The organism is Promicromonospora sp. NPDC060271 (assembly GCF_042726755.1).
Lineage (GTDB): Bacteria > Actinomycetota > Actinomycetes > Actinomycetales > Cellulomonadaceae > Promicromonospora.
The window spans coordinates 1-24,416 of record NZ_JBHXBG010000021.1; the positions used below are offsets into that span (position 1 = coordinate 1).

Below are 24,416 nucleotides of genomic sequence, written 5' to 3' on the forward strand. Positions count from 1 at the left end.
GTCAATCAAACGACCGATCTCAGAGCAACCGACCGAAGTCAGCAGGTGTGCGACCAACCTCGTGCGCCAGCGCGCCGGCCGGCCGCGGGGCTCACACCGCCAGCGCCTCCCCCGACGCGAGCCGCGAGTACGTGTACTCGCCGCTGAGCCGCGCCGTGTCCAGCCGTGCCCCGACCATGGTGAGCCCGATCTCGGAGAGCAATGCCTCGTGGATCGGGACGACCGTACGGGCCGGGACCGACCGCGTGAAGTCGATGGCCTCGGCGAGCTTCATCCACGGGCCCGCCACGGGCAGCAGGAGCACGTCCAGGCCGGCGGCCGGCAGGGCCGCGGGGGCCTCGTAGGAGTCGCCAGGGTGGAACACGCTGGCCCCGCCGGCCTCCACGAGGTACGTCACGTTGACCGCACGCGGGATCTCCGGGTGGATCAGGGCGTGGTCGCCGCCGCCCACGGTGACGTGCGCACCCGCGATCTCGAGCACCTGGCCGGGGGCCACCTGGTGCACACGGTCGCCCGGTGCGCCACCGGCGCGCAGGGCCTCGGCGGCAGGCGCGGTGGCCCACACCTGGGCGTCCGGCGCGGCTCCGAGATGCTCGACGACGGCGGGTACGTCCACGTGGTCGGGGTGGTCGTGGGTGACGAGCACGGCCGCGGCGCCCGTGAGGGCCGCTGTGGTGTCGCTGTAGGTGCCGGGATCGATCACGAGGGTGCCGCCGCCGTCGGGCAGGCCGAGGGAGACGCACGCGTGACCGTGGAAGATGAGCTGCATGCTCGCAGGCTACGCCTGCCCCCTGGATACGGCAGACCGCCTGGTCGGGGTGCGTGGCGCCCCCGTTCCAGACGGCTGAGTCGATCGCGTGTCGGTCGGTGTGTGACTGTCAGACGGCGGACCTGGCGGCACGGCGTTGCGCGAGCTCGTCGCCCTCGACCGTGGGGACCTCACCCGTCTCGCCCTGGTCGAGGGTCTCGGTCGGCATCTGGGCGAGGGTGCCTTCGATCTCGCGCCACACCCGCCCGACGGCGATGCCGAACACACCCTGGCCGCCCGCCACGAGGTCGACCACCTCGTCGGGCGAGGTGCACTCGTACACGCTCGCGCCGTCGGACATCAAGGTGATCTGCGCCAGGTCCTCCACGCCGCGCTCGCGCAGCGCGGTGACGGCGGTGCGGATCTGCTGCAGGGAGACGCCCGTGTCGAGGAGCCGCTTGACGACCTTGAGCACGAGGATGTCGCGGAAGCTGTACAGCCGGTGCGTGCCGGAGCCGGTGGCCGGCTTGATGCTCGGCTCGACGAGGCCGGTGCGGGCCCAGTAGTCGAGCTGGCGGTACGTGATGCCGGCGATGTGGCATGCCGTGGTTCCGCGGTAGCCCGTCGTGGCGTCCTGCTCCGTCAGGTCCTCACCGAAGAGGAGACCCTGCGCGCCGTGCGGGACCGTAGCGCGTGTGGCTCTCTCACCGCTGGTGTTCACTGTGCCTCCTGGGGTGTCGTGGCCACGCTAAGGCGCGTCGGAGGTGATTTCAAAGATGCGCGCCGTGAAAGGTTCGGCGTGTCGCGAGTTGGTGGGTTTTCACCCACCAGATTGATCCCGTTTCACCCGGTTCGACCACCGCCGCCCTGGGCGCCACCTCCTGGTGGGCCGAGGAAGTCCTCGGGCGTGACGTGGTCCAGGAAGTCACGGAACCGCTCGACCTCCGCCTGCTGGTCGACGTCGACGATCTCCACGCCGGCCAGCGCGACGATCTCGGCGGAGCACAGGACGGGGCTGCCGGTGCGAACGGCCAGCGCTATCGCGTCGGAGGCCCGCGAGTCGAGGTGGACGCCGTTGCTGAGAACGAGCTCGGCGAAGTAGATCCCGCCCTCCAGCGCGACGATGTCCACCCGTTCGAGCGTGACGCCCACCGCGCCGAGCACGTCGCGCAGGAGATCGTGGGTCATGGGCCGGGGCGTGGCCAGCCCGGCCTGCGCCATGGCGATGGCGCTGGCCTCGCGCGCCCCGATGACGATGGGGATGGCCAGGTCAGCGGCGCTGTCCAGCAGCAGCACGACGATCTCCTGATCGCGCTGCTGCTGTCGAACACCGAGGATCTCCACGGGGACCATCGGCACGTCGTCCGGCCTCACGCTTTCACCGTACGGCCATTGACGGTCACTCGTCGCGCCCGGGGACAAATTTCTGGTCACGGACCGGCCACCCGGTGGCAATGGTGGGTGAATTCTTGTCGTGGTGACGGCTCAACCGAGGTCGTCGATACCCTGCCGGACCCATGCGGCGTGCAAGCGGGTGAACAGCTCGCCCATGTCGCTGGCCATGCTCGCGGCGCGACCGCGGGCGGCGCTCGCGTGCTGGCTGCGCAGGGGCGCGACGACCTGGTCAACGAGCGCTACCTGCCGGTCGGCGGCGGTGCGGTAGGAACGCAGGTGGCGGGGTTCGACGCCGAACTCGGCCAGCGCGCCCGCGATACGGGCCACCTCGACGGCGCCCGAGCCGAACGTGCCGCCCGACGCGGGCAGGAGCCCTGCCTGGGCGAGGTCGTGCACGAACTCCTCGGTGACGCCCGCGGCCTCGGCCACGGCTTGCGCGGTCCAGCGGCGCCGGGCGGGCGAGCCCGTTCCGGCGAGGCGGGGCGCGGGGTGCTCGGCCGAGTCGGGGTCGGCGTCCATCGCGGCGAGGCGTTCCTTGATCACCTTCAGCGGCATGTAGCTGTCGCGCTGCTCGGTGAGGACGAAGCGCAGGCGTTCGACGTCGGCCTGGCTGTACTGGCGGTAGCCCGACGGCGTGCGCACCGGCTCGATCAGGCCCTGCTCCTCGAGGAAGCGGAGCTTGGAGTGCGACACGGACGGGAACTCCTGCCCGAGCGCGCGCAGGACGTCGCTGATGCGCATGGTGGGCTGGCGGGAGATCCCGCGGGGCCAGGGCGCGTCGAGGTCGTCCTGCGCGGCGTCGTGATCGTCACGGGTGCGCTCGTGGGCGCGGTCATGACGCGGTTCGGTGCCGCCGTGGACCCCACGATGGTCGCGTGCGGCTCCGGCTGTCACGGGGCGGGCGTCCCCGCGCCCCACTGCGCCGGCGACTGCGGGCTGGCGTGGAAGGTGAGGCGGAACTTGCCGATCTGCACCTCGTCGCCGGTGACCAGCGTGGCGGCGTCGATGCGGCCGCGGTTGACGTAGGTGCCGTTCAGGGAGCCGATGTCGCGCACGACGAACGAGTCGCCCTCGCGGACGAACTCGGCGTGCTTGCGGGAGACCGTGACGTCGTCGAGGAAGATGTCGGCCTGCTCGCTGCGGCCGGCGACGCTGCGGCCGGTGTCCAGGAGGAAGCGGGCGCCGAATCCCGGGCCGCGCTGCACGATGAGCAGCGCGGAGTGCCGCGGCAGCGCGGCGACGGCGGCGGCTTCCTCGGGGCTGAGCGCGGTGCGGGGCGCCTGCTCGTCTGAGGTCGGGAACGCGATCCGACCCAGGTTGGCCGTGGTATCGGGCCCGACCGGATGGGCGCTGGGGTCCGTCATCAGGTCTCCTCGGGTGCGGTAGTAGTTCTGCGGTAGTGATGCTGCAGCGGTGATGAGGCGGGTCGCTACGTCCGGACAACGGTCGGGACCGTGTCCGGGTTCCACTCAACCTACCTCGATCGGGATCGACGCGGGAACCATGGAAGGGAACCAACCCGGATAAAACTACCCAGGTCACGGGCGTTTCGCATGCCAGTTTTCACAGCTCGGCCCGATGTTCCGGTGATCTCCGCCAGGAACCGGTGCAAACGTGGCGCGAGTCACTTTTCCTGGGCCGGTTCGGCATGCTCCGGTTCGCCGGGTATGCGCACGGCATCGACGCTGACCTGGTCGGAGACCGTGGTGGTCGCTTCGCCGCCCTCCTCCCGGATCCGGGGCAGGGCGCCGCCGGGGATCTCGAGGGCGCGGTCGATCGTCTCGGGGTTGCCGATCGCGGTCCACTCGTACGGGGAGGCGATGGCGGCGCCGTCCAGGACGACGCCGCCGCCGGAGTCGACGAAGTAGCTGGTGGTGACCAGCCGTACCCCGTTGACCTCGATGGCCTCGGCCCCGGCGTTGCGCAGCTCCTCCAGGAGGTTGAACAGGACCTGCGCCTCCAGCGGCCGGGCGCCGTCGGCCACGTGGACCTGGACGCCCGGACCGTGGGCGGGGAGCCGGCCCGAGAGGATCCCCTCCTGCTCGGCGCGCTGCCGCGCGAGGTCGCGCGCGGCCTGGTCGCGTCCGTCCGCCGACCGCAGGTCGTCCCGGATCTCCTCGAGGTCAGCCACCTGCGCGTCGAGCTGGTCGGCGCGCTGCGTGACCTCGTCCAGGAGCCGTACGAGCTCGTCCTGGCGCAGGCTGCTGAGCTGGTCCCCCGTCGACTGCCCCACCTGGACGGCGAGCGCGAAGCCCAGCGCGAGGCACAGCAGGCCGGTGAGCACCTCGGAACGGGTGCCACGGGGCCGCAGCAGCTGCGCCACCCGCTTCCAGCCCGACGCCGCCGCTGCCGGCCCTGGCGCTGCCGGCCCCGGCACGGCCGCCGACGGCACGGATCGCGTCGGCTCCGCGTCGTCGTGGGCCTCGTCCTCGACGCGGTCCTTGCCGTTTCCCGTGCTCACGCCGTGCAGCCGTGCCCGTGGGTGCTGGTGTGTGGGTACATCGCCAACACTCTACTCGGGGCGTCGGGTCGAGGGTCAGCTCGGCGGGTCAGCTCAGCCGGAGCAGGCGCGTGCCGTGGGCGGGCACGGTCAGGCGCACGCTGCCGTCGCGCAGCGGGACGTCCTCCCCTGCCCACAGGTCGTGGGCCTGCCCGCGGTTCTCGCTGCCGACGTCGGAGAGATGGACGGTCACGTCCTGGGACTCGTCCCCGAGCCAGAAGACCGCGCACACCTCGTGGTCCGGGAAGTCGGCGCGCCAGATCACCAGCGAGCCGTCCCGCACGATCTCCCTGCTCCCGGTGCTCGACAGGAGCCCCAGCACGTCCGGGTTCTGCAGCAGCCCGACGGTCTCGGGCAGCGTGTCGGGCAGGTGCCCGCCGAACATCAGCGGTGAACGCATCATCACCCAGAGGGTGATCATCGTGCGCTGCTCCTCCAGCGTCAGCCGGGAGTCCCGCTCCTGACCGACGTGCGCGCGGACGCCGAGGCGCCCCATGGGCAGCATGTCCGCGTCGGCCCAGGCGCCCGGGCGCTGGTGCGGCGCCCACCGGGCGGCGCGCTGGAACATCTCCTTCAGCTGCGACCACCCGTCCCACAGGTCGTCGGAGATCCGCCACATCTCCGAGTGCCGCGCCAGCTCGTCCAGGTGCGCCAGGGACAGCTCCTTGCCCGGCGAGAGGCTCAGGACGATCGGTCGTCCGCACCGGTCGATCGCGCGCGAGTAGGCGGCGATCTCGACGCTCTGGGTCGGTGGGTGCAGGACGTCGTCGAGCTTGACGAAGTCCACCCCCCACTCGGCGAACTGCGCGACCTGGGAGTCGTAGTACGCCTGCGCCCCGGGAGCCGAGTGGTCGATGCCGTAGTTGTCGGGGTTCCAGTGACACACGTTGTCCCGGTCGGCGATCTGCGCCGCCGTGGTGTTCCCGCCGAGTACCGGCAGGTCGAGCTCGACCGCCTTGCGCGGGATCCCCCGCATCATGTGCAGGCCGAAGCGCAGCCCCAGGGCGTGGACCTGGTCCGCGAGCTGCCGGAACGAGCCGTCCGCCGCCGACGGAAACCGCCCGGGAGCCGGCAGCTGCCTGCCCCACTGGTCCAGCACCGGATCCGACACCGGCTGGTAGGCGTGCACCCCCGCCGCCGGCTCGTACCACTGGATGTCGACCACCACCGTGTCCCAGCCGTACGGCAGCAGGTGCTCGGCCATGAACCGGGCGTTGGCCATGACCTCGGCCTCGGTCACCGAGCTGCCGAAGCAGTCCCAGCTGTTCCACCCCATCGGCGGCAGTCCCGCACGAACCTTGCGTTGCGAATCGATATGCACGTCGCTACCTCACCGCAGCGCGTGCGGTGCCCGCATCCGGATGCCTGCGGCAGACTTCCGGAATCCTGTGGCCGATGCGCCTCAGGCCTTGAAGATGTGCCGGCGGATCGAGGCGGCGTTCGAGAAGATCCGGATACCCAGCACCACCACCACCGCCGTCGACAGCTGCCCGCCCACGCCGAGCTGGTCACCCAGGAACACGATGAACGCCGCCACCACCACGTTCGACAGGAACGAGACCAGGAACACCTTGTCGTCGAACAGCCCGTCCAGCATCGCCCGCAGACCTCCGAACAGGGCGTCCAGGGCCGCGACCACCGCGATCGGCAGGTACGGCTGCAGCATCAGCGGGACGGTCGGCTGCAGCACGAGACCGGCAACCACCCCGATCACGAGCCCGACGATCGGGATCATCCGTTGTCCTCCTCGGTTCGGTCCTGCGTTGTCTGCGCTGACGGCGTCGCCCGCGCCGTCTCCCGCGCACCCCCGGACCGCTCGGAGTGCGCGTACCGCAACGTCGGGGAACCCGCACCCGGCAGGTACATCCCCTCGCTCGCGGTCACCTCGTGCTCGATGCCGTACTCCGCGCTCAGCAGCTGCAGGAACCCCAGACCCGCCGAACGCGCGAACTCGACCTGCATGTCCTCCGGGTCACCCACCGCCTCGACCGTGTACACGGGACCGTTCAACGGCTGCAGATCCACCAGGATCGCGTCACCCGCGTTCCGGATCGCCGACAACGACGTCAGCCGCTGATCGTTCACCGCAACCGCCTCGGCCCCCGCCGCCCACAGCTCGTTGACGACGAACTGCACGTCCGCGTCCCGCACCCGCGACTCCGCGGGCGCGTCACCCGGATCCACCAGCCCACCACCCGCGCCGTCGGTCAGCCGCACCACCACCCCGGGACCCCGCACCGGCACCGCACCGTTCACCCACCGGTCCAGCTCGTTGATCTCCACCAACGCCGACGGCAACAACGCGGCACCCTGCAGACCGTCCACCTCCGCGCTGAGCTCCGCGGCACGCCGCGACAGCGACTCCACCTCGGCGCTGCGCTCCTGGATCCGCTCCATCAGTACCGTACGACCCCTCGTGACCAACGGCTGCGGCGCTCGCAGGTCCAGGACGGCGACGGTCGTCGCCGCACCGAGCAGCACCGCGACCAGGAGCAGACCCAGCGTGCTCGTCGCCCCGCGGCGCGACGTCGTCTCCCCCGCCTCCGCGCGCCGCCGTGCCACCAGCGCGTAGCCAGGGTCCAGCGGACGCTCCGTGACCTCACGCAGCAGCGTCATCGACTCGTCGGGACGTCGCCCCGCCGGGGCGTGCGGAGCGGTCATGCCGCGGCCGCCAGGCGCCGCACCTGAGCCACGTACTGCAAACCCGCCAGCCAGTACAGGCCGACTCCCCACCAGGTGAAGGCCCAGCCCACCACGTGCGCCGTGGCGCCGAGCCAACCGGGCACCGCGGCGAGGAGCAGCAGCGGGAACGCGTAGAGCAGGGCGAACGTCGCGACCTTGCCGACCACTGTCACCTCAAGCGTCCCGTAACCCAGGCGCGCCAGGACCGGCACCGTCAGCACGAGCAGCACGTCCCGCGCCACGATCCCCAGCACCAGCCAGAGCGGAACCACCTCGCGCCACGCCAGACCGATCAGCGTCACGAAGATGAAGAGCCGGTCGGCGAACGGGTCAAGGACCTGCCCGAGCCGGGTGACCTGGTTCAAGCGACGGGCGAGCACACCGTCGAGCCAGTCCGAGGCACCCGAGACGGCGAGCACCAGCAGCGCCCAACCGTCCTCGCCCACGACGATCAGCACCGCGAAGACCGGCACGAGCGCCAGCCGCACCAGGCTGATCACGTTGGGCACGGTCAGGACCCGGGAGCTCATCTCCGCCCCACTGGACACGCGCACCGCCCTTGCTCACGCCGGTTTCGTCTCGGCCGCAATACTACGGGGCAAGCGTCGCGAATCCGCACCGGCGCGCCGTCCGACGGCCCCACAACGCCCCTCACCACGCACGACATCACCCGCGTGCTGCACGTCACGCTCCATAACCCTGTGCCGAAGGCCCCACCAGCGGATAGGGTGGGACCACATCCCCTTGGAGTTCGTCGTCTTCCCGTGTGTGCACAAAACGTGCGAGACAGGCCCGCAGCCTCGGCTGCGGGGAAGGTGTTTCGGGAGCGAGCGACGCGAGGGCCCTCACCTCGGCCCTGACTCCGCCCGCGACGACGAACGGTGCATCACTGCATGTCTATCGACACCCATGACCTGATCGCGCCTGCTGAGCAGGACACCGAGCAGGCCATCGCCGAAACCGGCGACCAGACGACCCCCGCGGCCGTCACCACCGAGAACACCACCTCCGAGGACACAACCCCCGAGCCCACCGGCCCGACCTTCGCAAGCCTCGGCCTCCCCGCACCGCTGATGGCAGCCGTCGACAAGCTCGGCTTCGTCACGCCGTCGGCCATCCAGGCCCGCGCCATCCCCGAGCTCCTCGCCGGCCGCGACATCACCGGCGTCGCCCAGACCGGCACCGGCAAGACCGCCGCCTTCGGCCTCCCGCTGCTCGCCGCCATCGACCCGGCGCTCCGCAAGGTCCAGGCCCTCGTCCTCGCCCCCACCCGCGAGCTCGCCATGCAGGTCGCCGACGCCGTCGAGTCCTTCGCGACCGAGCTCGACGACGTCCGCGTCCTGCCCGTCTACGGCGGCGCCCCCTACATCCCCCAGCAGCGCGCCCTGCGCGACGGCGTCCACGTCGTCGTCGGCACCCCCGGCCGCATCAAGGACCACCTCGACCGCGGCGCCCTCAAGCTCGACGACATCCGCTTCCTCGTCCTCGACGAGGCCGACGAGATGCTCCGCATGGGCTTCGCCGAGGACGTCGAGGAGATCTTCGGCCAGGCACCCACCAAGCGCCAGGTCGCCCTCTTCTCCGCGACCATGCCACCCGCGATCCGCAAGGTCGCCGACCACCACATGACCGACCCCGTGCAGATCGCCGTCACCCGGCAGGCCTCCACCGTCACCGCGGTGCGCCAGACCTACGCCGTCGTGCCCTTCCGCCACAAGGTCGGCTCGCTGGCCCGCGTCCTGGCCACCTCCGACGCCGACGCCGCCATCGTCTTCACCCGCACCCGCGGCGCAGCGGAAGACGTCGGCTCCGCCCTCATCGAGAAGGGCATCTCCGCCGCCACCATCTCCGGCGACGTCGCACAGAAGGAACGCGAGAAGATCGTCGAGCGCCTCCGCTCCGGCGCCCTCGACGTCCTCGTCGCCACCGACGTCGCAGCCCGCGGCCTCGACGTCGACCGCATCGGCCTCGTCGTCAACTTCGACGTCCCCGGCGAACCCGAGACCTACGTCCACCGCATCGGCCGCACCGGCCGCGCCGGCCGCACCGGCGAAGCCCTCACCTTCGTCACCCCCCACGAGCGCGGCAAGCTCCGCAGCATCGAGCGCACCATCCGCGCCTCGCTCGAAGAGGTAGAGATCCCCTCCCCCCGCGACGTCTCGGCCCACCAGGTCAAGCGCACCCTCGGCAAGGTAGCGGCCCGCCGCGAAGCCGGACGCCTCGACATGTACACCGACATGATCCGCACCTACGCCGACGAGACCGGCACCGACCCCATCGAGATCGCAGCCGCCATGGCGGCGCTCGCGGTCGGCGACGACGGTCCCCGGGCCCGTGCGGAGCAGGAGGAGTACGAGCGCGAGCGGAGCGAGGCCAAGGCAGCGGCCGCCAGGCGCACCGCCCGCGACGGCGACCGGCACGACCGGTCCGGCGACCGTCCCGCGCGGGGCCGGTCCGAGGGCGAGCGCGGCATCCGCCGTCCGGCCCGGGGCACGCGCTACCGCATCGCCGTCGGGCACACGCACGGCGTGCAGCCGGGCGGGATCGTCGGCGCGCTGACGGGCGAGGGTGGAATCACCGGCGCCGACGTCGGCAAGATCGACATCTTCGGCAGCTTCTCGCTGGTGGACATCATCGCGCCGCTGGACACCGCGGCGCTGGACCGTCTGGGCCGCGCCCGCGTGGCCGGCAAGCCGCTCCGCATCACGCTCGACCGCGGTCCGGCGCGTACCGGCGGCGACCGGGACCGTGCCCCCCGGAGCGGCGGCGACCACCGCCGTCCCGACGGCGAGCGTGGCCCCCGCACCCGCGGGGCCCACTGGGACTCCCGCACCCCCCGCTGACCCCGGCCAGTCGACAGACCGCGAAGTAGAGCGCCTGTCCGGACACACGCTCTATCTCGGCCTCCCTGAGGTGCCGAGATAGAGCAGGTGTCCGGACAGGCGCTCTACTTCGCGGAGCCCGGTGTGGGTTCCGTCGCCTCGCCGAGCTCCGCTATGAGCGCCACCAGGCGGCGCGCCTCGGCCATGCCGTGCTCGCCGTCCGCCCGCTGGATGCCCATCACGGCGAGCACGTCGCCGTCGGCCAGGTCGAGGTGCACCCACGGGTCGTTCGGCCCGAACCGCACGGTCACTATCTCGGCCCAGACGAGCCGTCGGCTCGTGGCGTAGTTGATAACGGTGAGGCCGCCGGGGTCCGGGACGGCGCGCACGGCGCCGAAGCGCCACGCGATCATGGCGCCGACCAGCCCGAAGACGATCATCGCCACGCGGTTGGCGGTGTCAGCGGTGCTCGACGCCAGCGCGACGAACGTGCAGCCACCCCCGGCCAGGATCGCCAGCCCGTACGCCGTCGGCGTGCCGAAACGACCCCGGAAGGTGCGGAAGCGGTCACGGTCACGGCGGGGGGCGCTGCCTGCCGCCCCCCGACCCGTGTCCGCCCCCGCACCCATGAGGTCTACAACCGCGAGGCGTGGATCGACGTCACGATGATGGCGCGCGCCCCGACGTCGTACAGGGCGTCCATGATCCGGTTGGTCTCCCGGCGCGGGACCATGACGCGCACGGCGCAGGCGTCGCTGTGGTGCTGCGCCGAGACGGTCGGGGACTCCTTGCCCGGCGTGATTGCCACCGCCTCGTCCAGCCGCGACACGGGGACCACGTAGTCCATGAGCACGTACTCACGGGCCGTGATCACGCCCTCCAGGCGGCGCGTCAGGATGTCGAGGCCGACGGGCGGCTCGGCGTCGGACTGCCGGATCAGCACGGCCTCCGAGCGCAGGATCGGCTCGCCGAACACCTCGAGGCCCGCGGCCCGCAGCGTGGTGCCGGTCTCGACCACGTCGGCGATGACGTCCGCGACGCCGAGCCGCACGCTCGACTCCACGGCGCCGTCCAGGTGCACGATCGCGGCGGGCTCGACGCCCTGCTTCGCCAGGTGCTGGGCCACGAGCGTGGTGTACGACGACGCCACGCGCCGCCCGGCGATCTGGCTGACGGAGGTCACGGGATCGGTCTCGCCCGGGCCGGCGGGGGCCGCGTAGCGGAACGTGGACCGGGCGAACCCGAGGCCGAGGTGCTCGACGGCGTCCGCGCCCGAGTCGAGCATCAGGTCACGCCCGGTGATGCCGACGTCGACCGTCCCGGTGCCCACGTAGACCGCGACGTCGCGCGGGCGCAGGAAGAAGAACTCGACGTCGTTGTCGGGGTCGGCGAGCACGAGCTCACGGGTGTCGCGACGTTGGCGGTAGCCCGCCTCGCGCAGCATCTCGGAGGCGGGGCCGGACAGGGCACCCTTGTTGGGGACGGCTATGCGCAACATGCGGTTGGTTCCTCTCTGGGTGTACGACGGATCTGGGCGCGAGACACACGGCCTCGCTACAGATGCGTGTACACGTCCTCGAGGGTCAGTCCCTTGGCGACCATCAGGACCTGCAGGTGGTACAGGAGCTGCGAGATCTCCTCGGCGGTCTCGCTGTCCGACTGGTACTCGGCCGCCATCCACACCTCCGCGGCCTCCTCCACCACCTTCTTGCCGATCGCATGGACGCCGGCGTCCAGCTGGGCCACGGTGCCGGAACCCGCTGGACGGGTCTCGGCCTTCTCGGTCAGCTCGGCGAACAAGGTCTCGAAGGTCTTCACGGGCCCAGCCTAGTCGGGCGACGGGGGCGCGGGCCTTCGGCGTCCCACGTGGTGACCAATCGCCGCTATGACGCGGGCCACTTCGACGGCAGCCCGCCGTCCTCGGCCGGGGTCAGGACGCCCTGGTACGGCGTGATCAGGTGGAAGTCGTCGACATCGTCCTCGTCCGCCGAGCCGTCGCCCATACCGTCGCCCAGGGCGGCGGACAGGAGGATGATGACGGAGCCGTCCGCGCCGCCGAGACCGCTCGCCGGGTCGAGCGGGTCGCCCCCGGAGTATGCCGCCTCGCCGCACGTCTCCGGCGTCGAGACGACGGCGATCTGCTCCCCGGCCGAGACCTCGAGCTCGGGCTGCGTCTGCGCGCGGCCCGAGGGCGGATCCGGCCGCTCGAGCACCTCCTCGACGGTGACCAGCCAGCGGTTGGACTCGACGCCGTACATCCGCGCCGTGCCGTCCTGCTCCACCACGGTCCCCCGCAGCACGGCACCCGCGTCGGACGCCGCCTCCGCCGGGGTCTCGAACAAGACCCAGTCGACGCAGGCGGAGGACCCGCCCAGCGGATCCGAGGCGGGATCCTGGGACGGGTCCTGCGACGGGTCCGCGGTCTCCTCCGTGCCAGAGGGCCCCGCTCCCCCGGCCTGCTGCTCCGTCGCGCAGCCGGCCAGCCCGCCCGCCGTGACCGCCGCGACGGAGGCGCCGACGACCGCCGTCCTCAGCGCCGACCGTGCGATCAGCCGTGCTGCTGCCCGTGTGGTTCTCATATCCCGTACATGTGCCGGGGAGCCCGTTCTTTCAGGCTCTGGTCTGTTTGTTTGCCAGGTCCGGGTGATGTTTCAGACGCTTGGCACACTATTAATGCAGGACGGGCGCGAGAGTCAGATCGCGCAGCGTCACCGCTGTGGCGACGGCGGCCTCCACCGCCTCGGCACCCTTGTCCTCCTTCGAGCCCTCCAGGCCCGCCCGGTCCAGCGCCTGGGCCTCGTCGTCGCACGTCAGCACACCGAACCCGACGGGGACGCCGGTGCGCACGCTCACGTCCGTCAGGCCGGTCGTCGCCGCGGAGCACACGTACTCGAAGTGCGGTGTGCCGCCCCGGATCACCACCCCGAGCGCCACCACGGCGTCCGCTCCCCCGGCTGCCGCCCGCGCCGCCGCGACGGGCAGCTCGAACGAGCCGGGCACGCGGACCTCGGTCCAGTCGGCGCCCGACGCCCGCAGCGCCCTCCTGGCCCCGGCCAGCAGCCCGTCCATGACCTGCTCGTGCCAGCTCGCCGCGATCACGACGACCCGCAGGCCGCTGCCGTCCACGGTCACCTTCGGTGCTCCAGCCCCGCTCATGCGCATGCTCCTTCGTCCTCGGTCAGGCTTCGTTCGAGGCTCGGTTCGAGCTCGAGATCAAGGTCCAGCTCTTCGATGCGGTGGCCCATGACCACGCGTTTCGTCTCCAGGTACCGGTGGTTGTGCACACCGCGTCCCACCACGAGCCCCCGGCGCCCGACGACGTCGGTGCCCGCCGCCCGCAGGCCCGCGACCTTCTCCGGGTTGTTCGTCAGCAGCGTCACCCCGTCGAGCCCGAGGTCCGCGAGCACGGCCGACGCCGCGCCGTACTCCCGCGCGTCGACCGGCAGCCCGAGGTCGACGTTCGCCTCGACCGTGTCCCGGCCGCCGTCCTGCAGCGCGTACGCCTGGATCTTCGCCGCCAGGCCGATGCCACGGCCCTCGTGACCCCGCAGGTACACCACGGCGCCGCCCTCCGCGGCGACCGCCGCCAGCGAGGCCTCGAGCTGCGGACCGCAGTCGCACCGCAGGGAGCCCAGCGCATCACCGGTCAGGCACTCGGAGTGCACGCGCACCAGGGAGCCGGCCGGTCGCGGGCCGGACACGGCGACGGGCGTCAGCGCCAGGTGCTCAGCACCCGAGCGCAGGTCCCGGTACGCCACCACCCGGAAGGTCCCGTGCCGCGTCGGCAGCATCGCCTCCCCCTTCCGGAGCACCCGGCGGGCCGGGACGCCGACCCGCGGGGCAGGGTCGTGCACCCGGCGCCACGCCACCAGGTCCTCGACGGTCAGCACCACGAGCCCCGTCTCCTCGGCCAAGGCCTGCGCCTCGGCCAGGCGCATCACGGCGCCGTCGTCCCGGACGAGCTCCGCGATGGCGCCGACCTCGCCCAGGTCCTGTCCCGGGCCACCCGCGAGCCGTACGAGGTCCACCGCCGCCTCGGTGTGCCCGGCGCGCTCCAGCACGCCGCCGGCCCGCGCCCGCAGGGGCAGCACGTGCCCTGGCCGGATCAGGTCCCGCGGACCGGAGGCCGGGTCGCCCAGCACACGCAGCGTGCGCGCCCGGTCCGCACCCGAGATGCCGGTCGTGACGCCCACCGCTGCGTCGACGGACACCGTGTAGGCGGTTCCTCGGGGGTCCTCGCTCCGCTCCACCATCAGCGGGAGCTCCAGCGCGTCCGCGCGGTGTGCCGGCATCGGCGCGCACAGGTACCCCGACGAGTGCCGCACCGTCCAGCCCACCCACTCGGCGGTCGCGGTGCTCGCCGCGAACACGACGTCGACCTCGTTCTCCCGGCCCGCGTCGTCCGCCACGAGGACGGGGCGCCCGGCGGCGAGCTCCTCGAGGGCCCGCTCCACGAGGCGCGTGTCCGGCCCGTTCGTGTCCGGTCCTCCCGTGCTCGACCGGCCTCCCTCGGAGCCCGTACCCGCGACGCCCTGGTGCATGACGTGCACCGTCCCGCCCGCGCTCATCGTGCGGCCCCGGTCAGGCCGTCGACGCCGGCCACGGAATCGGCCACAGAATCGACTGCAGAATCGGCCGCGGAATCCGCCGCGGCCGTGCTGCCCGGCACCGAAGCCCCCGCCGCGAGGAGCCGCTCGACGTACTTCGCGAGCACGTCCACCTCGACGTTCACGACGTCGCCGGGGACCAGCCTGCCGAGCGTCGTCGCGGCGAGCGTGGTCGGGATGAGCGACACCCCGAAGCCGCCGTCGGACACCCACGTGACGGTCAGCGAGACGCCCGCCAGCGCGATGGAGCCCTTCTCCGCGACGTACCGGGTGAGGGCCGGGGGCGCGGAGAACTCCAGGTCGTCCCAGCGCGGGCCGGGCGTGCGGCGCACCAGCGTCGCGATGCCGTCCACGTGCCCCTGGACCACGTGCCCGCCGAGCCTCCCGTTCGCGGGCAGGGCGCGCTCCAGGTTCACCACGGAACCCGGCACGAGACCCCCGAGCGAGCTGCGGCGCAGCGACTCGGGCATGATCTCCGCGACGAACGAGCCGTCCGCCACGGAGACGACGGTGAGGCACACCCCGTCGACGGCGATCGAGTCACCGGGCCGGGCGTCGGACGCGGCGAGCGGGCCCGCGACGGTGACGACGGCGTCGGTGCCGTCGTCACCGTCGGGGCGGTCGAGCGCGACGACGGAGCCGAGCTCCTCGATGATTCCGGTGAACATCAGATCTCCTCCTTGGGGTGCCGGCTGGGCCGACCGGGCTGGACTGGCTGGACTGGTTCGACGGACTCGGCAGGCTCGATGGGCCGGGCGGGCCGGGTGCGGCGCGCCACCAGGAGCACGTCGTCGCCCAGCCGGGTCACGTCGTGGGTGGTGAAGCGTGCGGCGTCGCCGATCGTGGTGACGCCCAGGTCGCCGACGGCGGTGGCGCCCGCGCCGAGCAGCACGGGCGCCACGTACGCGTGGAGCTCGTCCACCGCGTCGGCGGCGAGCAGCGCGGTGGCCAGGGTGGGGCCGCCCTCCACGAGCAGGTGACGCACCTCGAGCTCCGCGAGCCGGCCGAGGACCGCGCCGAGGTCGTGCTCGGGCAGGTGCAGCAGGGCACCGCCCGGCCCGCGCAGACGCGCGTCGTCGGGCATCGCGCGGCGGCCGACGACCACCCGGAGCGGCTGGTGCTCGAAGAGGCCGCCGTCGATCGTCCGTGCGGTGAGCGACGGGTCGTCGGTCAGCGCGGTTCCCGTGCCGACGGCTATCGCGTCGACCTGCGCGCGGATCGTGTGGGCGTGGGCCCGTGCCTGCGGGCCGGTGATCCAGCGGCTCGTCCCGTCCGCTGCGGCGACCCGTCCGTCGAGGCTGGTCGCGAGCTTCAGGGTCACGTAGGGGCGTGAGGTCCGGACGGCGTGCAGCCACTGCCGCAGCAGCTCCTCGCCCTCGTCGGCGAGGAGACCGGTCGTCACCTCGATCCCCGCGGCGCGCAGCCTTGCCGCGCCACCCGTCGCCACGGGGTTGGGGTCGGCGACCGCCACGTGCACCGCGGCCACGCCTGCCTCGATCAGGGCGTCCGCGCAGGGGCCGGTACGCCCGTGGTGGGCGCAGGGCTCGAGCGTCACGACCGCTGTCGTACCGCGCGGGTCGACGCCGCGCGAACGGGCGGCGGCCAGCGCCGCCGCCTCCGCGTGCGGTGTGCCCGCGCCGCGATGGAAGCCCTCGGCGACCGGCCGACCGGCCGGGTCGAGGAGCACGCAGCCGACGCGCGGGTTCGGGCCGTACGCGGGGCCCTGCGCGGCCAGCGCGAGGGCGCGGCGCATGGCGGTCCGCAGCGTCGTGTTCTCCAGCGTCGTGCCCGCGACGGAGCCTGCTCCGGCGGGGGTTGCCGCATGCGCCGCGGCGCGGCCCTGCGGTGACTGGGTCATGCTGTCCTCCCCGAGCTTCGGTGCTCCGGGGTGGACGACGGGGGCGCGGACGAGGCCGACCGGCCCTGCCCGCGCGCACGACGTCACGACGACGCACGCCCAGGGGACGGCGACGCCGCACGTGCTTCCTCCCATCCGGACTTTCACCGTCGGTCCTGGAGTTTCACCAGATCAACCGGCCCTCCTCACGGAGGACGCGGGTCGCGGACTGTCACCGCCGGCTCGGAATTACACCGACCCCGGAGCACGTGTGTGCGTACTGCTGCGTGCCAGCATGCCACAAACCTCGCCGCCGGCGGCATGGCTTGCGTCACACCCTGGCCGCGATCCGCCGCCGACGGATCACCCACTCGGCCACCGCCGCGTTGATGACCCAGGCGGCCGTCATGAGCACCGTGTTGACGACCGGACCCGGCATGCCCGCCACCGCGATGTACGGACCGATCAGCAGCGCCTGCGTACCCGCGCCCATGGCCAGCGCGTAGGCCCGCATCATCCACGCCGGGTGCGCGACGAAGTCGTGTCGCAGCGCCGCGCGCACGCCCAGGACCAGCGACACCACCATCACGACGCCGACCACGTAGCGGACCCCGTTCACGACAACTGTGTCCTTGGTGGGCAGGTCGTAGAACGCGGTCATCCAGAGCCCCGTCAGCGCGACACCGAGCCCGGCGGGTACCAGGACGCGGCCCGCCAGCCGGTGCCAGCTGCGCCGTCGCAGGCTCGGGACGAACTGGAACGCGCCGAGCATGCTGTACACGGTCACGCAGACGATGTGCACCAGCACGGGCACCGGCTGGGTCACGAACCGCGCGTTGTCGGCGGTGAGCACCGGATCGGAGGCCAGCTCGGAGACGCGCGCGGCGCCGCCGAGCGCGGGCACGAGCGCGAGCAGGAGGAGGCCCGCTGGAACGAGCCACTGGCGGCGGCTGGTGGGCTTGGTCGTCACCTGGGATGTGGTCATGGTGCGAGCCTGCTCCGCCGGACCCCCGCGGGTCATGGGCCCGCGGACCAGTCCCGGCCTGGCCGAAAGTACGAGTGCGGACCGTGTCAGGGTCGGCGCATGGGGCGCGCGGGGCCCGCGGGGCGGAGCCGCCCCGTGTCGTACGCCCAGAGCGCCACCTCCACCCGGTTGCGCGCCCCCAGCTTGGTCATCAAGTTCGCGACGTGGGACTTCACGGTGCTCAGCGTGACGAACAGCTCGCGCGCTATCTCGGTGTTCGTCCGGCCGCCTGCCACGGCCAGCAGCACCTCCTCCTCGCGTGCCGTGAGCGGGTCCAGGGGCTGGGCGGGCACGTCGCGCGGACCGGCGTCGGCGAAGGCGCGCAGGAGGCGCGTGGTGACGCTCGGGGCGATCAGGGCGTCACCGGACGCGGCGGCCCGGATCGCCTGGGCCAGGAGCTCTGGGCCGGCGTCCTTGAGGAGGAACCCGCGAGCCCCGGCGCGCAGGGCCGCGTAGACGTACTCGTCAAGGTCGAACGTGGTGATCACGACGACGGCGAGCGGGTCGGCGACGCCGGGACCCGCGAGCAGCCTGGTCGCCTCGATGCCGTCGACGTCCGGCATCCGGATGTCGAGCAGGGCGACGTCGGGACGCAACCGCTGCGCGAGCTCGACGGCGGCCCGGCCGTCGGCGGCCTGCCCGACGACCTCGATGCCCTCCTGGGTGTTCAGGATCATGGTGAGACCCGTGCGGACGATCTCCTGGTCGTCGGCCACGAGGACGCGGAGGTTTCCCCCTGTCATGCGGCACCCGGGAGCGGGAGGACCGCCTCGACGGTCCAGCCGGCCGCGTCGGGCCCGGCGTCGAGCGTGCCGCCCAGCAGTGCCGCACGCTCGCGCATCCCGGCGATCCCGTACCCGCCGTGGGCCACGGAGACCGGCACACCGCCGTCGTCGGACACCCGGAGCCGGACGGTCGTCTCGCCGACGGTGACACGGACCGTGATCCGGGTGGCGCCCCTGGCGTGCCGCCGCGCGTTCGTGACCGACTCCTGCGCGATGCGCTGCACCGCACCGCCGACGGCCGCCGAGACCCGGGCGGGGTCACCCTCCAGATCGACCTCGACGCGCGGTAGGGCGGGGTCGGCGAGGCGTTCGACGTCGGCCAGGGTGGGCCCGGGAGCGAGCTCGTCCGCCTCGTGCGCACCGCCGCCGCCCTCGTCCGGGCGGAGCTCGTCCGACCGCAGGACGCGGACCAGCGTGCGCATCTCGGCCAGCGCGCGGGAGGCCTGCTCCTCGATCACCCGCAAGGCGTCGGCGGCCGCTCCGGGATCGGTCCGCGACACGGCGATCCCGGCCTGGGCCCGCACCGCGACGGCCGAGATGTGGTGCCCGACGACGTCGTGCAGGTCCCGCGCCAGTCGCTCCCGTTCGAGCAGCACCACCTGCTCGCGCTCGCGCCGGCGCGCGCCGGACCGGTACCGGAGTGCCAGGCCGAGCGCGAACGTCGCACCGAGGATCAGACAGCCGATGCCCACGTCGGCGAGCGTGAGGAAACCGAGCGCCGCGTTCGTCCCCATCTTCGCGAGGACCACCGCCGCGCCGAGCACCATCTCCCGCCCGCTCCCCCACCGGAACAGCGCGTACGCCAGCACCAGCATGAAGATGTTCGAGGCGAAGGCCAGGTCCCGGCCGAGCACGAGCGCCGGCACCGTCGATGCCACGAACGCGACGACGACCGCTCTCAGCGGGTGCGTCCGGCGCCACAGCAGCGTCGGTGCGAGCACGACGACGGTCGCGAGCTCCAGCCACCGCCCCTGGACGTCCGTCCGCGTGACCGCCTCGATCACGGCTCCGGCCACGACGGCGGCGACGAGCACCCGGTCCCGCCACACCCGCACGGGCGGGTCGGCGGGCCGCGGTTCGTCCCAGACCGAGCGGATGGCGGACACGCGCTCATGCTACGAGGACCAGGGGCGCCGCCGGATCAACCAAAAGTACGAGCCGGGCTCCCCCGTTCGGGGCTCATGGTGACATGCCCCGGCGGCCGGGCGCTGCGCGGCACGCGCTTGGCACACTATTTATGTCGACGGAGCGATTGTGCCGAGAACTCCGGTGAATTGTGGGCACAATCGCTGCGTAGAGCGGTCCGCTCCACGCCGGGGCAGCTCAGTGCGTGTGGTTGGCCGCCAGCTCGCGCAGCGTCGCGATCTCGGCCGGGATGTCCTCGGCCCCGTACACCGCCGAACCCGCCACGAACACGTTCGCCCCGGCCTCGGCCGCCCGCTCGATCGTCTCCCGCGACACTCCCCCGTCGACCTGGATCCACACGTCCAGGCCGGACTCGCTCACGGCCTCCCGCGCGCGGCGGATCTTCGGCAGGGTGCCCTCGATGAAGGACTGCCCGCCGAACCCGGGCTCGACGGTCATCACGAGGATCATGTCGATCTCGGCGAGCAGGTCGAGGTACGGCTCCACCGGCGTCGCCGGACGCAGGGCGACGCCCGCGCGCGACCCGAGCCTCCGCAGCTCCCGCGCCAGACGCACGGGCGCCTGCGCCGCCTCCGCGTGGAAGGTGACCGACGCCGCCCCTGCCTCCGCGAACGCGGGCGCCCACCGGTCGGGGTTCTCGATCATGAGGTGCGCGTCGAGCGGGATGGGCGACACCTTCGCGAGCCGCTCGAAGATCGGCAGCCCCAGCGTCAGGTTCGGCACGAAGTGGTTGTCCATGACGTCGACGTGCGCGTAGTCGGCGTCGGCGATCCGGCCGAGGTCGCGCTCCAGGTTCGCGAAGTCGGCGGACAGGATGCTCGGGGCGATGAGTGCTGCCATGATGCCAGCGTAGAGCGCGATTCTCAGCACCACCGAAACGCCGGCACCACCGAACCGTCCCGTACCGCGCAGCCTCGACCGACCGGGAGCAACGATGATCCCCGAAGTGAACTACTGGGCAGTGATCGTGGCCACCCTGTCCACGCTTGTCGTGGGCTCGCTCTGGTACACGCCGAAGGTGTTCGGCACCCGCTGGATGCGGCTGGCGAAGGTGGACCCCAAGGCCGCCGAGGCGGCGGGCATCTGGCCCATCGTCGTCACCGTCATCGTCAGCTTCCTGACGGCGTGGGTGCTGGCCGGCGCCGTCTACATCTCGTGGGAGTTCTACCAGGGCGCATTCCTGACGGCGTCCGTCGTGACCGCCGTCCTGCTCTGGATCGGGTTCACCGCCGCGCGCATGATCACGCACGACGCGTTCGAGGGCCGTCCCCCGGCGCTCACCACCCTGAACCTGGCCCACGAGCTCGTGACGATCCTGGTCATGGCAGTGATCATCGGGGTGTGGCCGCCGGCGGGCGTCTGACGGGCGGCTCGCCCCACGCTGCCCGGGCCGGGCGGCTCAGGCCGTCCGGCGCAGCAGCGTCAGGTGCATCGCGTCCGTCCCGTGCACGTGCGGCCAGAGCTGGACGTCGTCGCGGTCCGACAGGGGAATCTCCTCGGTGCCGCCGCCGGCGCTGACCACCGACCGCACGGCGGCGGCCGCGTCGAGCCGCTCGACGTCGTCCCGCTTCTTCAGCACGTCTGCGACCACGAGCTGCGTCTCGGCCAGGTGCGGCGAGCACGTCACGTACGCCACCACTCCCCCGGGCCGGACGGCGTCCAGCGCCGAGGCCAGCAGCTCGCGCTGCAGCCCGGTCAGCGCGGCGAGGTCCGCGGGCGTCCGCCGCCACCGGCTCTCGGGCCGACGGCGCAGCGCGCCCAGCCCGGTGCAGGGCGCGTCGACGAGCACCCGGTCGTAGGCGCCGGGCTCGTCGGCGCCCATGTCGCGCCCGTCGCCGGTGCGCACCTCCTCGACCGCGCCGTCGGGCATGGCCGCGAGGGCGTTCGCGACGAGGCGGGCGCGGTGCGGCGCCACCTCGTTGGCGACCAGCGTCGCGCCACGCTGGGCCGCGAGCGCCGCCAGCAGGGCCGCCTTGCCGCCCGGGCCTGCGCACAGGTCGAGCCAGCGTTCGTCCCGGCCCGCCTCGCCTTCCGACAGGGGCGCGTCCGCGAGGGCGAGGGTCACGAGCTGTGAGCCCTCGTCCTGCACGCCGGCGAGCCCGTCCCGGATCGCCGGGATCCCCGCGGGGTCCGAGCCCTCAAGGCGCAGTGCGGTCGATGCCCAGCGCCCGCCCACCAGGTCGGCGTCGCCCCAGGCGGCCTCGTCCGAGACGTCGACGAGGCCCGGCCGCGCCACCAGGGTGACGCGCGGCGGCACGTTGTCGGCGGCCAGCAGCGCACCGATCTCGTCGGCGTCGCGACCGTTGCCGGCCAGTGCCTCGCGCAGGGCCCGGGCGATCCACACCGGGTGCGACTCGGTCGCCGCGAGGCCGGCCAGGGTGTCGGGCGCCTCCTTCGTGAGTACCGCGAGCCACTCGTCGAGCGGACGCTCCGCGACGCGGCGCAGCACGGCGTTGACCATCTGCGCGGGTCCTGCGCCCACGCGGTTGCGCGCGAGCCCCACGGTCTCGGAGACGGCGGCGTGCACGGGCACTCGCATGCCGAGGACCTGGTGCGCGCCGAGCCGCAGGACGTCGAGCAGCGCCGGGTCGAGCCCGGGCAGCGGGCGGTCCACCAGGGTCGCCAGGATGGCGTCGTACCGGCCGCGCAGGCGCAGCGTGCCGTAGGTGAGCTCGGTCGCGAAGCCCGCGTCCCGCCCGCGGATGTGCCGCTCGCGCAGCAGCGGGGGCAGCACGAGGTTGGCGTACGCGTCGGACTCGTCCACCTCGCGCAGCACGTCGAACGCGACCGTCCGGGCCGGGTCGGTGCGCTTGCGACGCTCCGACGGCGCCTGCGACGTGCGGGGGCGGTCGCCGGTCCGGAACCGCGCCGCGCTGCGTTCCCGGCCTCGAGAGTTCCGGCGCGGGTCGTCGCGGCGCGGATCGTCCTGGGGCGGGTGAGAAGAGGTGTTCGGCACTACCCGATCCTACGTTGGCGCGGCTGCTCGGCCGTCTCAGCCGGCTGTCGTCTCACACAGCCGCGCCGCCCAGCACGAGGCCCGCCTCCACGAGCGGGCGTCCGGCGCCGCGCGCCCAGTCGGGCGCGGCCATGGCCTTCTTCCCGACGGGCCGCACCTCACCGAGCGCGACGGCATGCGTGGCCGTGCCGACCAGCACCTCGCGCTTCAGCGCGCGTACCTCGCCCGGGCGCAGGTCGGTGACCTCCGGGCGCGGAGCGACCGGTCCGAGGCCCAGGCGGGTGCCGTCCGGCAGCACCGTCCACGCGCCGGGCGCGGGCGTGCAGCCGCGCACCAGGCGGTCGATCGCGAGCGCGGGGTCGGTCCAGGTCACGCGGGCGTCGTCGGTGGTGAGCTTGGGGGCGACGGACACCCCGTCGGCGGGCTGCGGCTGGGGTTGGAGGGCGCCGTCCTCCAGCGCGTCGAGGGTGGCGACGAGCAGTTGCGCGCCGGAGGTCGCGAGGCGGCCGAGCAGGTCGCCCGACGTGTCGGTGGGGCGGATGGTCTCGGTGGCCGTGCCGAGCACCGGGCCGGTGTCCATGCCCTCGTCCAGCAGGAACGTCGTCGCGCCCGTGACCTCGTCGCCCGCTATCACCGCGCGCTGGACCGGAGCGGCGCCGCGCCAGGCGGGCAGCACCGAGAAGTGCAGGTTGATCCAGCCGAGGCGGGGCACCGCCAGGACCGCCGGGCGCAGGATGTGCCCGTAGGCGACGACGGGGGCGGCGTCGACCTCCAGGGCTCGCAGCCGCTCGATGAACTCGTCGCCGCGCGGGACGTCCGTGATGACGGGGATCCCGGCTTCCTCGGCGCGGGCCCGCACTGGGCTCGGCGTGAGCTTGCGGCCGCGGCCCGACGGCGCGTCGGCGCGGGTCAGGACGGCGACGACGTCGTGGCGCGAGCCGAGCAGAGCCTCCAGCGAGGCGACGGCGGGTTCGGGGGTTCCTGCGAAGAGAAGACGCACCGGGTCAGTGTAGGTTCGGCGCCCGCCACCGTGCTCCCGCACCCTGCGCCCGCATCCTGCTCCCGCACGCCTGCAAGTGCCGTGGCCGACGGCACAGAGACGGGGTAACGGCTCCCACCGCTCGGAGGACCCTGATGCGTCGAACCGTGCTCGTCTCCCAGGTGGCCGGTCTGCCCGCCGGCCGGTGGCTTGCTGGTGGCCTCGCAGCTGGTGTGCTCGCCGTCGGCCTGCTCGCCGGGTGCGCCACCGGCCCAGGCAGCGCCGCCGGCTGCGGCAACGGCGCACGCGCCCGTGCGGGCGACGCCGGCTATGCCGAGGTGCTCGCCCTGTCCGCGCCGACCGCCGACTACGCCTGGTACCCGGAGACGGTGACCTCCGCCCTGCCGTCGGTCACGTACACGGACGCCTCCGGGGACGCGCACGCCTCGGAGCTGGCCGCCGTGGGCCGGTTCACCGCCTGGGAGGAGGGCGAGCGGGAGTACCCCAGCGTCAGGGTGATCGACCTGACCTTCGAGGTCGGCGAGGTGGTCGATGCCCTGGGTGATCTCTCGATGCTGGAGGGTGGCACCGTCACGGTGCACGTGAGCGTCACCGCCTGCGCGGACGTCGGTCGCGTGGCCGACGAGCTCGTCGCGCTGGGTGACGTGGTGCTGTTCCTGAACCACGTGGGTCCCGAGCCGTGGCCGCCGCCGGAGTGGATCAACGTCTTCGGCGGTGCCTTCCTGGGCGACGTGCACGACGACGGCACCGTCACCTGGCCCGTCGCGGACGCGATCGCGGCGAACAACCCCGCTGACGCCCACCCCGAGGCCGACGCGGCCACGCTGGAGGATCTCCGGACGGCGGCGACCGAGGAACGTACCGTCGATCTCGCCGCCGGCTGAGCCGGAACCCGCTGAGCCCGCGCCCGCCGA

Annotated in this window: 27 protein-coding genes and 1 riboswitch; of the genes, 3 read left to right on the forward strand and 24 right to left on the reverse strand. The window is 73.1% G+C overall.

What is annotated here, in order from left to right; all coding sequences use genetic code 11:
- Nucleotides 1-91: 91 nt before the first annotated feature.
- The 10 genes from ACFWE2_RS05525 to ACFWE2_RS05570 all read right to left on the reverse strand — a co-directional run bounded on the left by ACFWE2_RS05525 (nt 92) and on the right by ACFWE2_RS05570 (nt 7,855).
- A complete protein-coding gene (locus tag ACFWE2_RS05525; RefSeq protein WP_377223212.1) occupies nt 92-769 on the reverse strand; it encodes an MBL fold metallo-hydrolase in 678 nt (225 codons plus the stop codon).
- 109 nt (nt 770-878) lie between these two features.
- Nucleotides 879-1,469, reverse strand: coding sequence for a MerR family transcriptional regulator (locus tag ACFWE2_RS05530; RefSeq protein ID WP_377223213.1), 591 nt, complete (start codon nt 1,467-1,469; stop codon nt 879-881).
- A 122-nt stretch (nt 1,470-1,591) separates the two neighbouring features.
- Nucleotides 1,592-2,101 (reverse strand): bifunctional nuclease family protein, encoded by a 510-nt coding sequence (locus ACFWE2_RS05535; protein ID WP_377223252.1) that lies wholly within the window; start codon nt 2,099-2,101, stop codon nt 1,592-1,594.
- 132 nt (nt 2,102-2,233) lie between these two features.
- A complete protein-coding gene (locus ACFWE2_RS05540) occupies nt 2,234-3,037 on the reverse strand; it encodes a MerR family transcriptional regulator (RefSeq protein WP_377223214.1) in 804 nt (267 codons plus the stop codon).
- The gene (locus tag ACFWE2_RS05545; protein ID WP_116675148.1) at nt 3,034-3,507 is read right to left on the reverse strand and encodes an FHA domain-containing protein; all 474 of its coding nucleotides are present in this window, start codon (nt 3,505-3,507) and stop codon (nt 3,034-3,036) included. Before ACFWE2_RS05545 ends, ACFWE2_RS05540 begins: the two co-directional genes overlap by 4 nt.
- A gap of 260 nt (nt 3,508-3,767) precedes the next feature.
- A complete protein-coding gene (locus ACFWE2_RS05550; protein ID WP_377223215.1) occupies nt 3,768-4,604 on the reverse strand; it encodes a DUF881 domain-containing protein in 837 nt (278 codons plus the stop codon).
- A gap of 88 nt (nt 4,605-4,692) precedes the next feature.
- Complete coding sequence (locus ACFWE2_RS05555; protein ID WP_377223216.1) at nt 4,693-5,919, reverse strand: glycoside hydrolase family 27 protein; 1,227 nt, start codon at nt 5,917-5,919, stop codon at nt 4,693-4,695.
- Nucleotides 5,920-6,045: 126 nt separating this feature from the next.
- Nucleotides 6,046-6,378, reverse strand: a complete 333-nt coding sequence (locus ACFWE2_RS05560) for a small basic family protein (protein ID WP_377223217.1) — start codon at nt 6,376-6,378, stop codon at nt 6,046-6,048.
- Complete coding sequence (locus tag ACFWE2_RS05565; RefSeq protein ID WP_377223218.1) at nt 6,375-7,304, reverse strand: DUF881 domain-containing protein; 930 nt, start codon at nt 7,302-7,304, stop codon at nt 6,375-6,377. Before ACFWE2_RS05565 ends, ACFWE2_RS05560 begins: the two co-directional genes overlap by 4 nt.
- The gene (locus ACFWE2_RS05570; protein ID WP_377223219.1) at nt 7,301-7,855 is read right to left on the reverse strand and encodes a CDP-alcohol phosphatidyltransferase family protein; all 555 of its coding nucleotides are present in this window, start codon (nt 7,853-7,855) and stop codon (nt 7,301-7,303) included. Before ACFWE2_RS05570 ends, ACFWE2_RS05565 begins: the two co-directional genes overlap by 4 nt.
- A gap of 363 nt (nt 7,856-8,218) precedes the next feature.
- On the opposite strand from ACFWE2_RS05570, the gene ACFWE2_RS05575 reads away from it, so the two are divergent.
- Nucleotides 8,219-10,168, forward strand: a complete 1,950-nt coding sequence (locus ACFWE2_RS05575; protein ID WP_377223220.1) for a DEAD/DEAH box helicase — start codon at nt 8,219-8,221, stop codon at nt 10,166-10,168.
- Nucleotides 10,169-10,272: 104 nt separating this feature from the next.
- On the opposite strand, the gene ACFWE2_RS05580 is transcribed toward ACFWE2_RS05575, so the two are convergent.
- The 12 genes from ACFWE2_RS05580 to rpe all read right to left on the reverse strand — a co-directional run bounded on the left by ACFWE2_RS05580 (nt 10,273) and on the right by rpe (nt 20,386).
- Entirely contained in the window at nt 10,273-10,776 is a 504-nt protein-coding gene (locus ACFWE2_RS05580) for a PH domain-containing protein (protein WP_377223221.1), read from the reverse strand.
- Between the two features lie 5 nt (nt 10,777-10,781).
- Nucleotides 10,782-11,645 carry an ATP phosphoribosyltransferase gene (gene hisG, locus ACFWE2_RS05585; RefSeq protein WP_377223222.1) on the reverse strand — a complete coding sequence of 288 codons (864 nt, stop codon included), beginning with the start codon at nt 11,643-11,645 and terminating at the stop codon, nt 10,782-10,784.
- 56 nt (nt 11,646-11,701) lie between these two features.
- Nucleotides 11,702-11,965 (reverse strand): phosphoribosyl-ATP diphosphatase, encoded by a 264-nt coding sequence (locus ACFWE2_RS05590; protein WP_108494143.1) that lies wholly within the window; start codon nt 11,963-11,965, stop codon nt 11,702-11,704.
- Between the two features lie 65 nt (nt 11,966-12,030).
- Nucleotides 12,031-12,726, reverse strand: a complete 696-nt coding sequence (locus ACFWE2_RS05595) for a hypothetical protein (protein ID WP_377223223.1) — start codon at nt 12,724-12,726, stop codon at nt 12,031-12,033.
- Between the two features lie 91 nt (nt 12,727-12,817).
- Nucleotides 12,818-13,303: a 6,7-dimethyl-8-ribityllumazine synthase gene (gene ribH, locus ACFWE2_RS05600; protein ID WP_377223224.1), complete on the reverse strand. Its 486-nt coding sequence runs from the start codon at nt 13,301-13,303 to the stop codon at nt 12,818-12,820.
- A complete protein-coding gene (gene ribA / locus ACFWE2_RS05605) occupies nt 13,300-14,715 on the reverse strand; it encodes a GTP cyclohydrolase II (RefSeq protein ID WP_377223225.1) in 1,416 nt (471 codons plus the stop codon). Before ribA ends, ribH begins: the two co-directional genes overlap by 4 nt.
- A complete protein-coding gene (locus ACFWE2_RS05610) occupies nt 14,712-15,422 on the reverse strand; it encodes a riboflavin synthase (protein WP_377223226.1) in 711 nt (236 codons plus the stop codon). The genes ribA and ACFWE2_RS05610 overlap by 4 nt, the downstream gene beginning before the upstream one ends.
- On the reverse strand, nt 15,422-16,612 hold the full coding sequence (gene ribD / locus ACFWE2_RS05615; protein WP_377223227.1) for a bifunctional diaminohydroxyphosphoribosylaminopyrimidine deaminase/5-amino-6-(5-phosphoribosylamino)uracil reductase RibD: 1,191 nt from the start codon (nt 16,610-16,612) through the stop codon (nt 15,422-15,424). The genes ACFWE2_RS05610 and ribD overlap by 1 nt, the downstream gene beginning before the upstream one ends.
- A gap of 117 nt (nt 16,613-16,729) precedes the next feature.
- Nucleotides 16,730-16,864: riboswitch (FMN riboswitch) on the reverse strand.
- 58 nt (nt 16,865-16,922) lie between these two features.
- On the reverse strand, nt 16,923-17,576 hold the full coding sequence (locus tag ACFWE2_RS05620; RefSeq protein WP_377223228.1) for a DUF2306 domain-containing protein: 654 nt from the start codon (nt 17,574-17,576) through the stop codon (nt 16,923-16,925).
- A gap of 86 nt (nt 17,577-17,662) precedes the next feature.
- Entirely contained in the window at nt 17,663-18,358 is a 696-nt protein-coding gene (locus tag ACFWE2_RS05625; RefSeq protein WP_377223229.1) for a response regulator, read from the reverse strand.
- Nucleotides 18,355-19,506 carry a sensor histidine kinase gene (locus ACFWE2_RS05630; protein WP_377223230.1) on the reverse strand — a complete coding sequence of 384 codons (1,152 nt, stop codon included), beginning with the start codon at nt 19,504-19,506 and terminating at the stop codon, nt 18,355-18,357. Before ACFWE2_RS05630 ends, ACFWE2_RS05625 begins: the two co-directional genes overlap by 4 nt.
- Before the next feature lie 217 nt (nt 19,507-19,723).
- Complete coding sequence (gene rpe / locus ACFWE2_RS05635) at nt 19,724-20,386, reverse strand: ribulose-phosphate 3-epimerase (RefSeq protein ID WP_377223231.1); 663 nt, start codon at nt 20,384-20,386, stop codon at nt 19,724-19,726.
- A 94-nt stretch (nt 20,387-20,480) separates the two neighbouring features.
- Here rpe and ACFWE2_RS05640 point away from each other — a divergent pair, with 94 nt between their 5' ends.
- A complete protein-coding gene (locus ACFWE2_RS05640) occupies nt 20,481-20,909 on the forward strand; it encodes a DUF1761 domain-containing protein (RefSeq protein ID WP_377223232.1) in 429 nt (142 codons plus the stop codon).
- 36 nt (nt 20,910-20,945) lie between these two features.
- On the opposite strand, the gene ACFWE2_RS05645 is transcribed toward ACFWE2_RS05640, so the two are convergent.
- Nucleotides 20,946-22,502, reverse strand: a complete 1,557-nt coding sequence (locus ACFWE2_RS05645; protein WP_377223233.1) for an RsmB/NOP family class I SAM-dependent RNA methyltransferase — start codon at nt 22,500-22,502, stop codon at nt 20,946-20,948.
- Nucleotides 22,503-22,554: 52 nt separating this feature from the next.
- Nucleotides 22,555-23,502 carry a methionyl-tRNA formyltransferase gene (fmt, locus tag ACFWE2_RS05650; protein WP_377223234.1) on the reverse strand — a complete coding sequence of 316 codons (948 nt, stop codon included), beginning with the start codon at nt 23,500-23,502 and terminating at the stop codon, nt 22,555-22,557.
- Nucleotides 23,503-23,636: 134 nt separating this feature from the next.
- Between fmt and ACFWE2_RS05655 the strand changes: the two genes are divergently transcribed.
- Nucleotides 23,637-24,386 (forward strand): hypothetical protein, encoded by a 750-nt coding sequence (locus ACFWE2_RS05655; RefSeq protein WP_377223235.1) that lies wholly within the window; start codon nt 23,637-23,639, stop codon nt 24,384-24,386.
- Nucleotides 24,387-24,416: the final 30 nt, after the last annotated feature.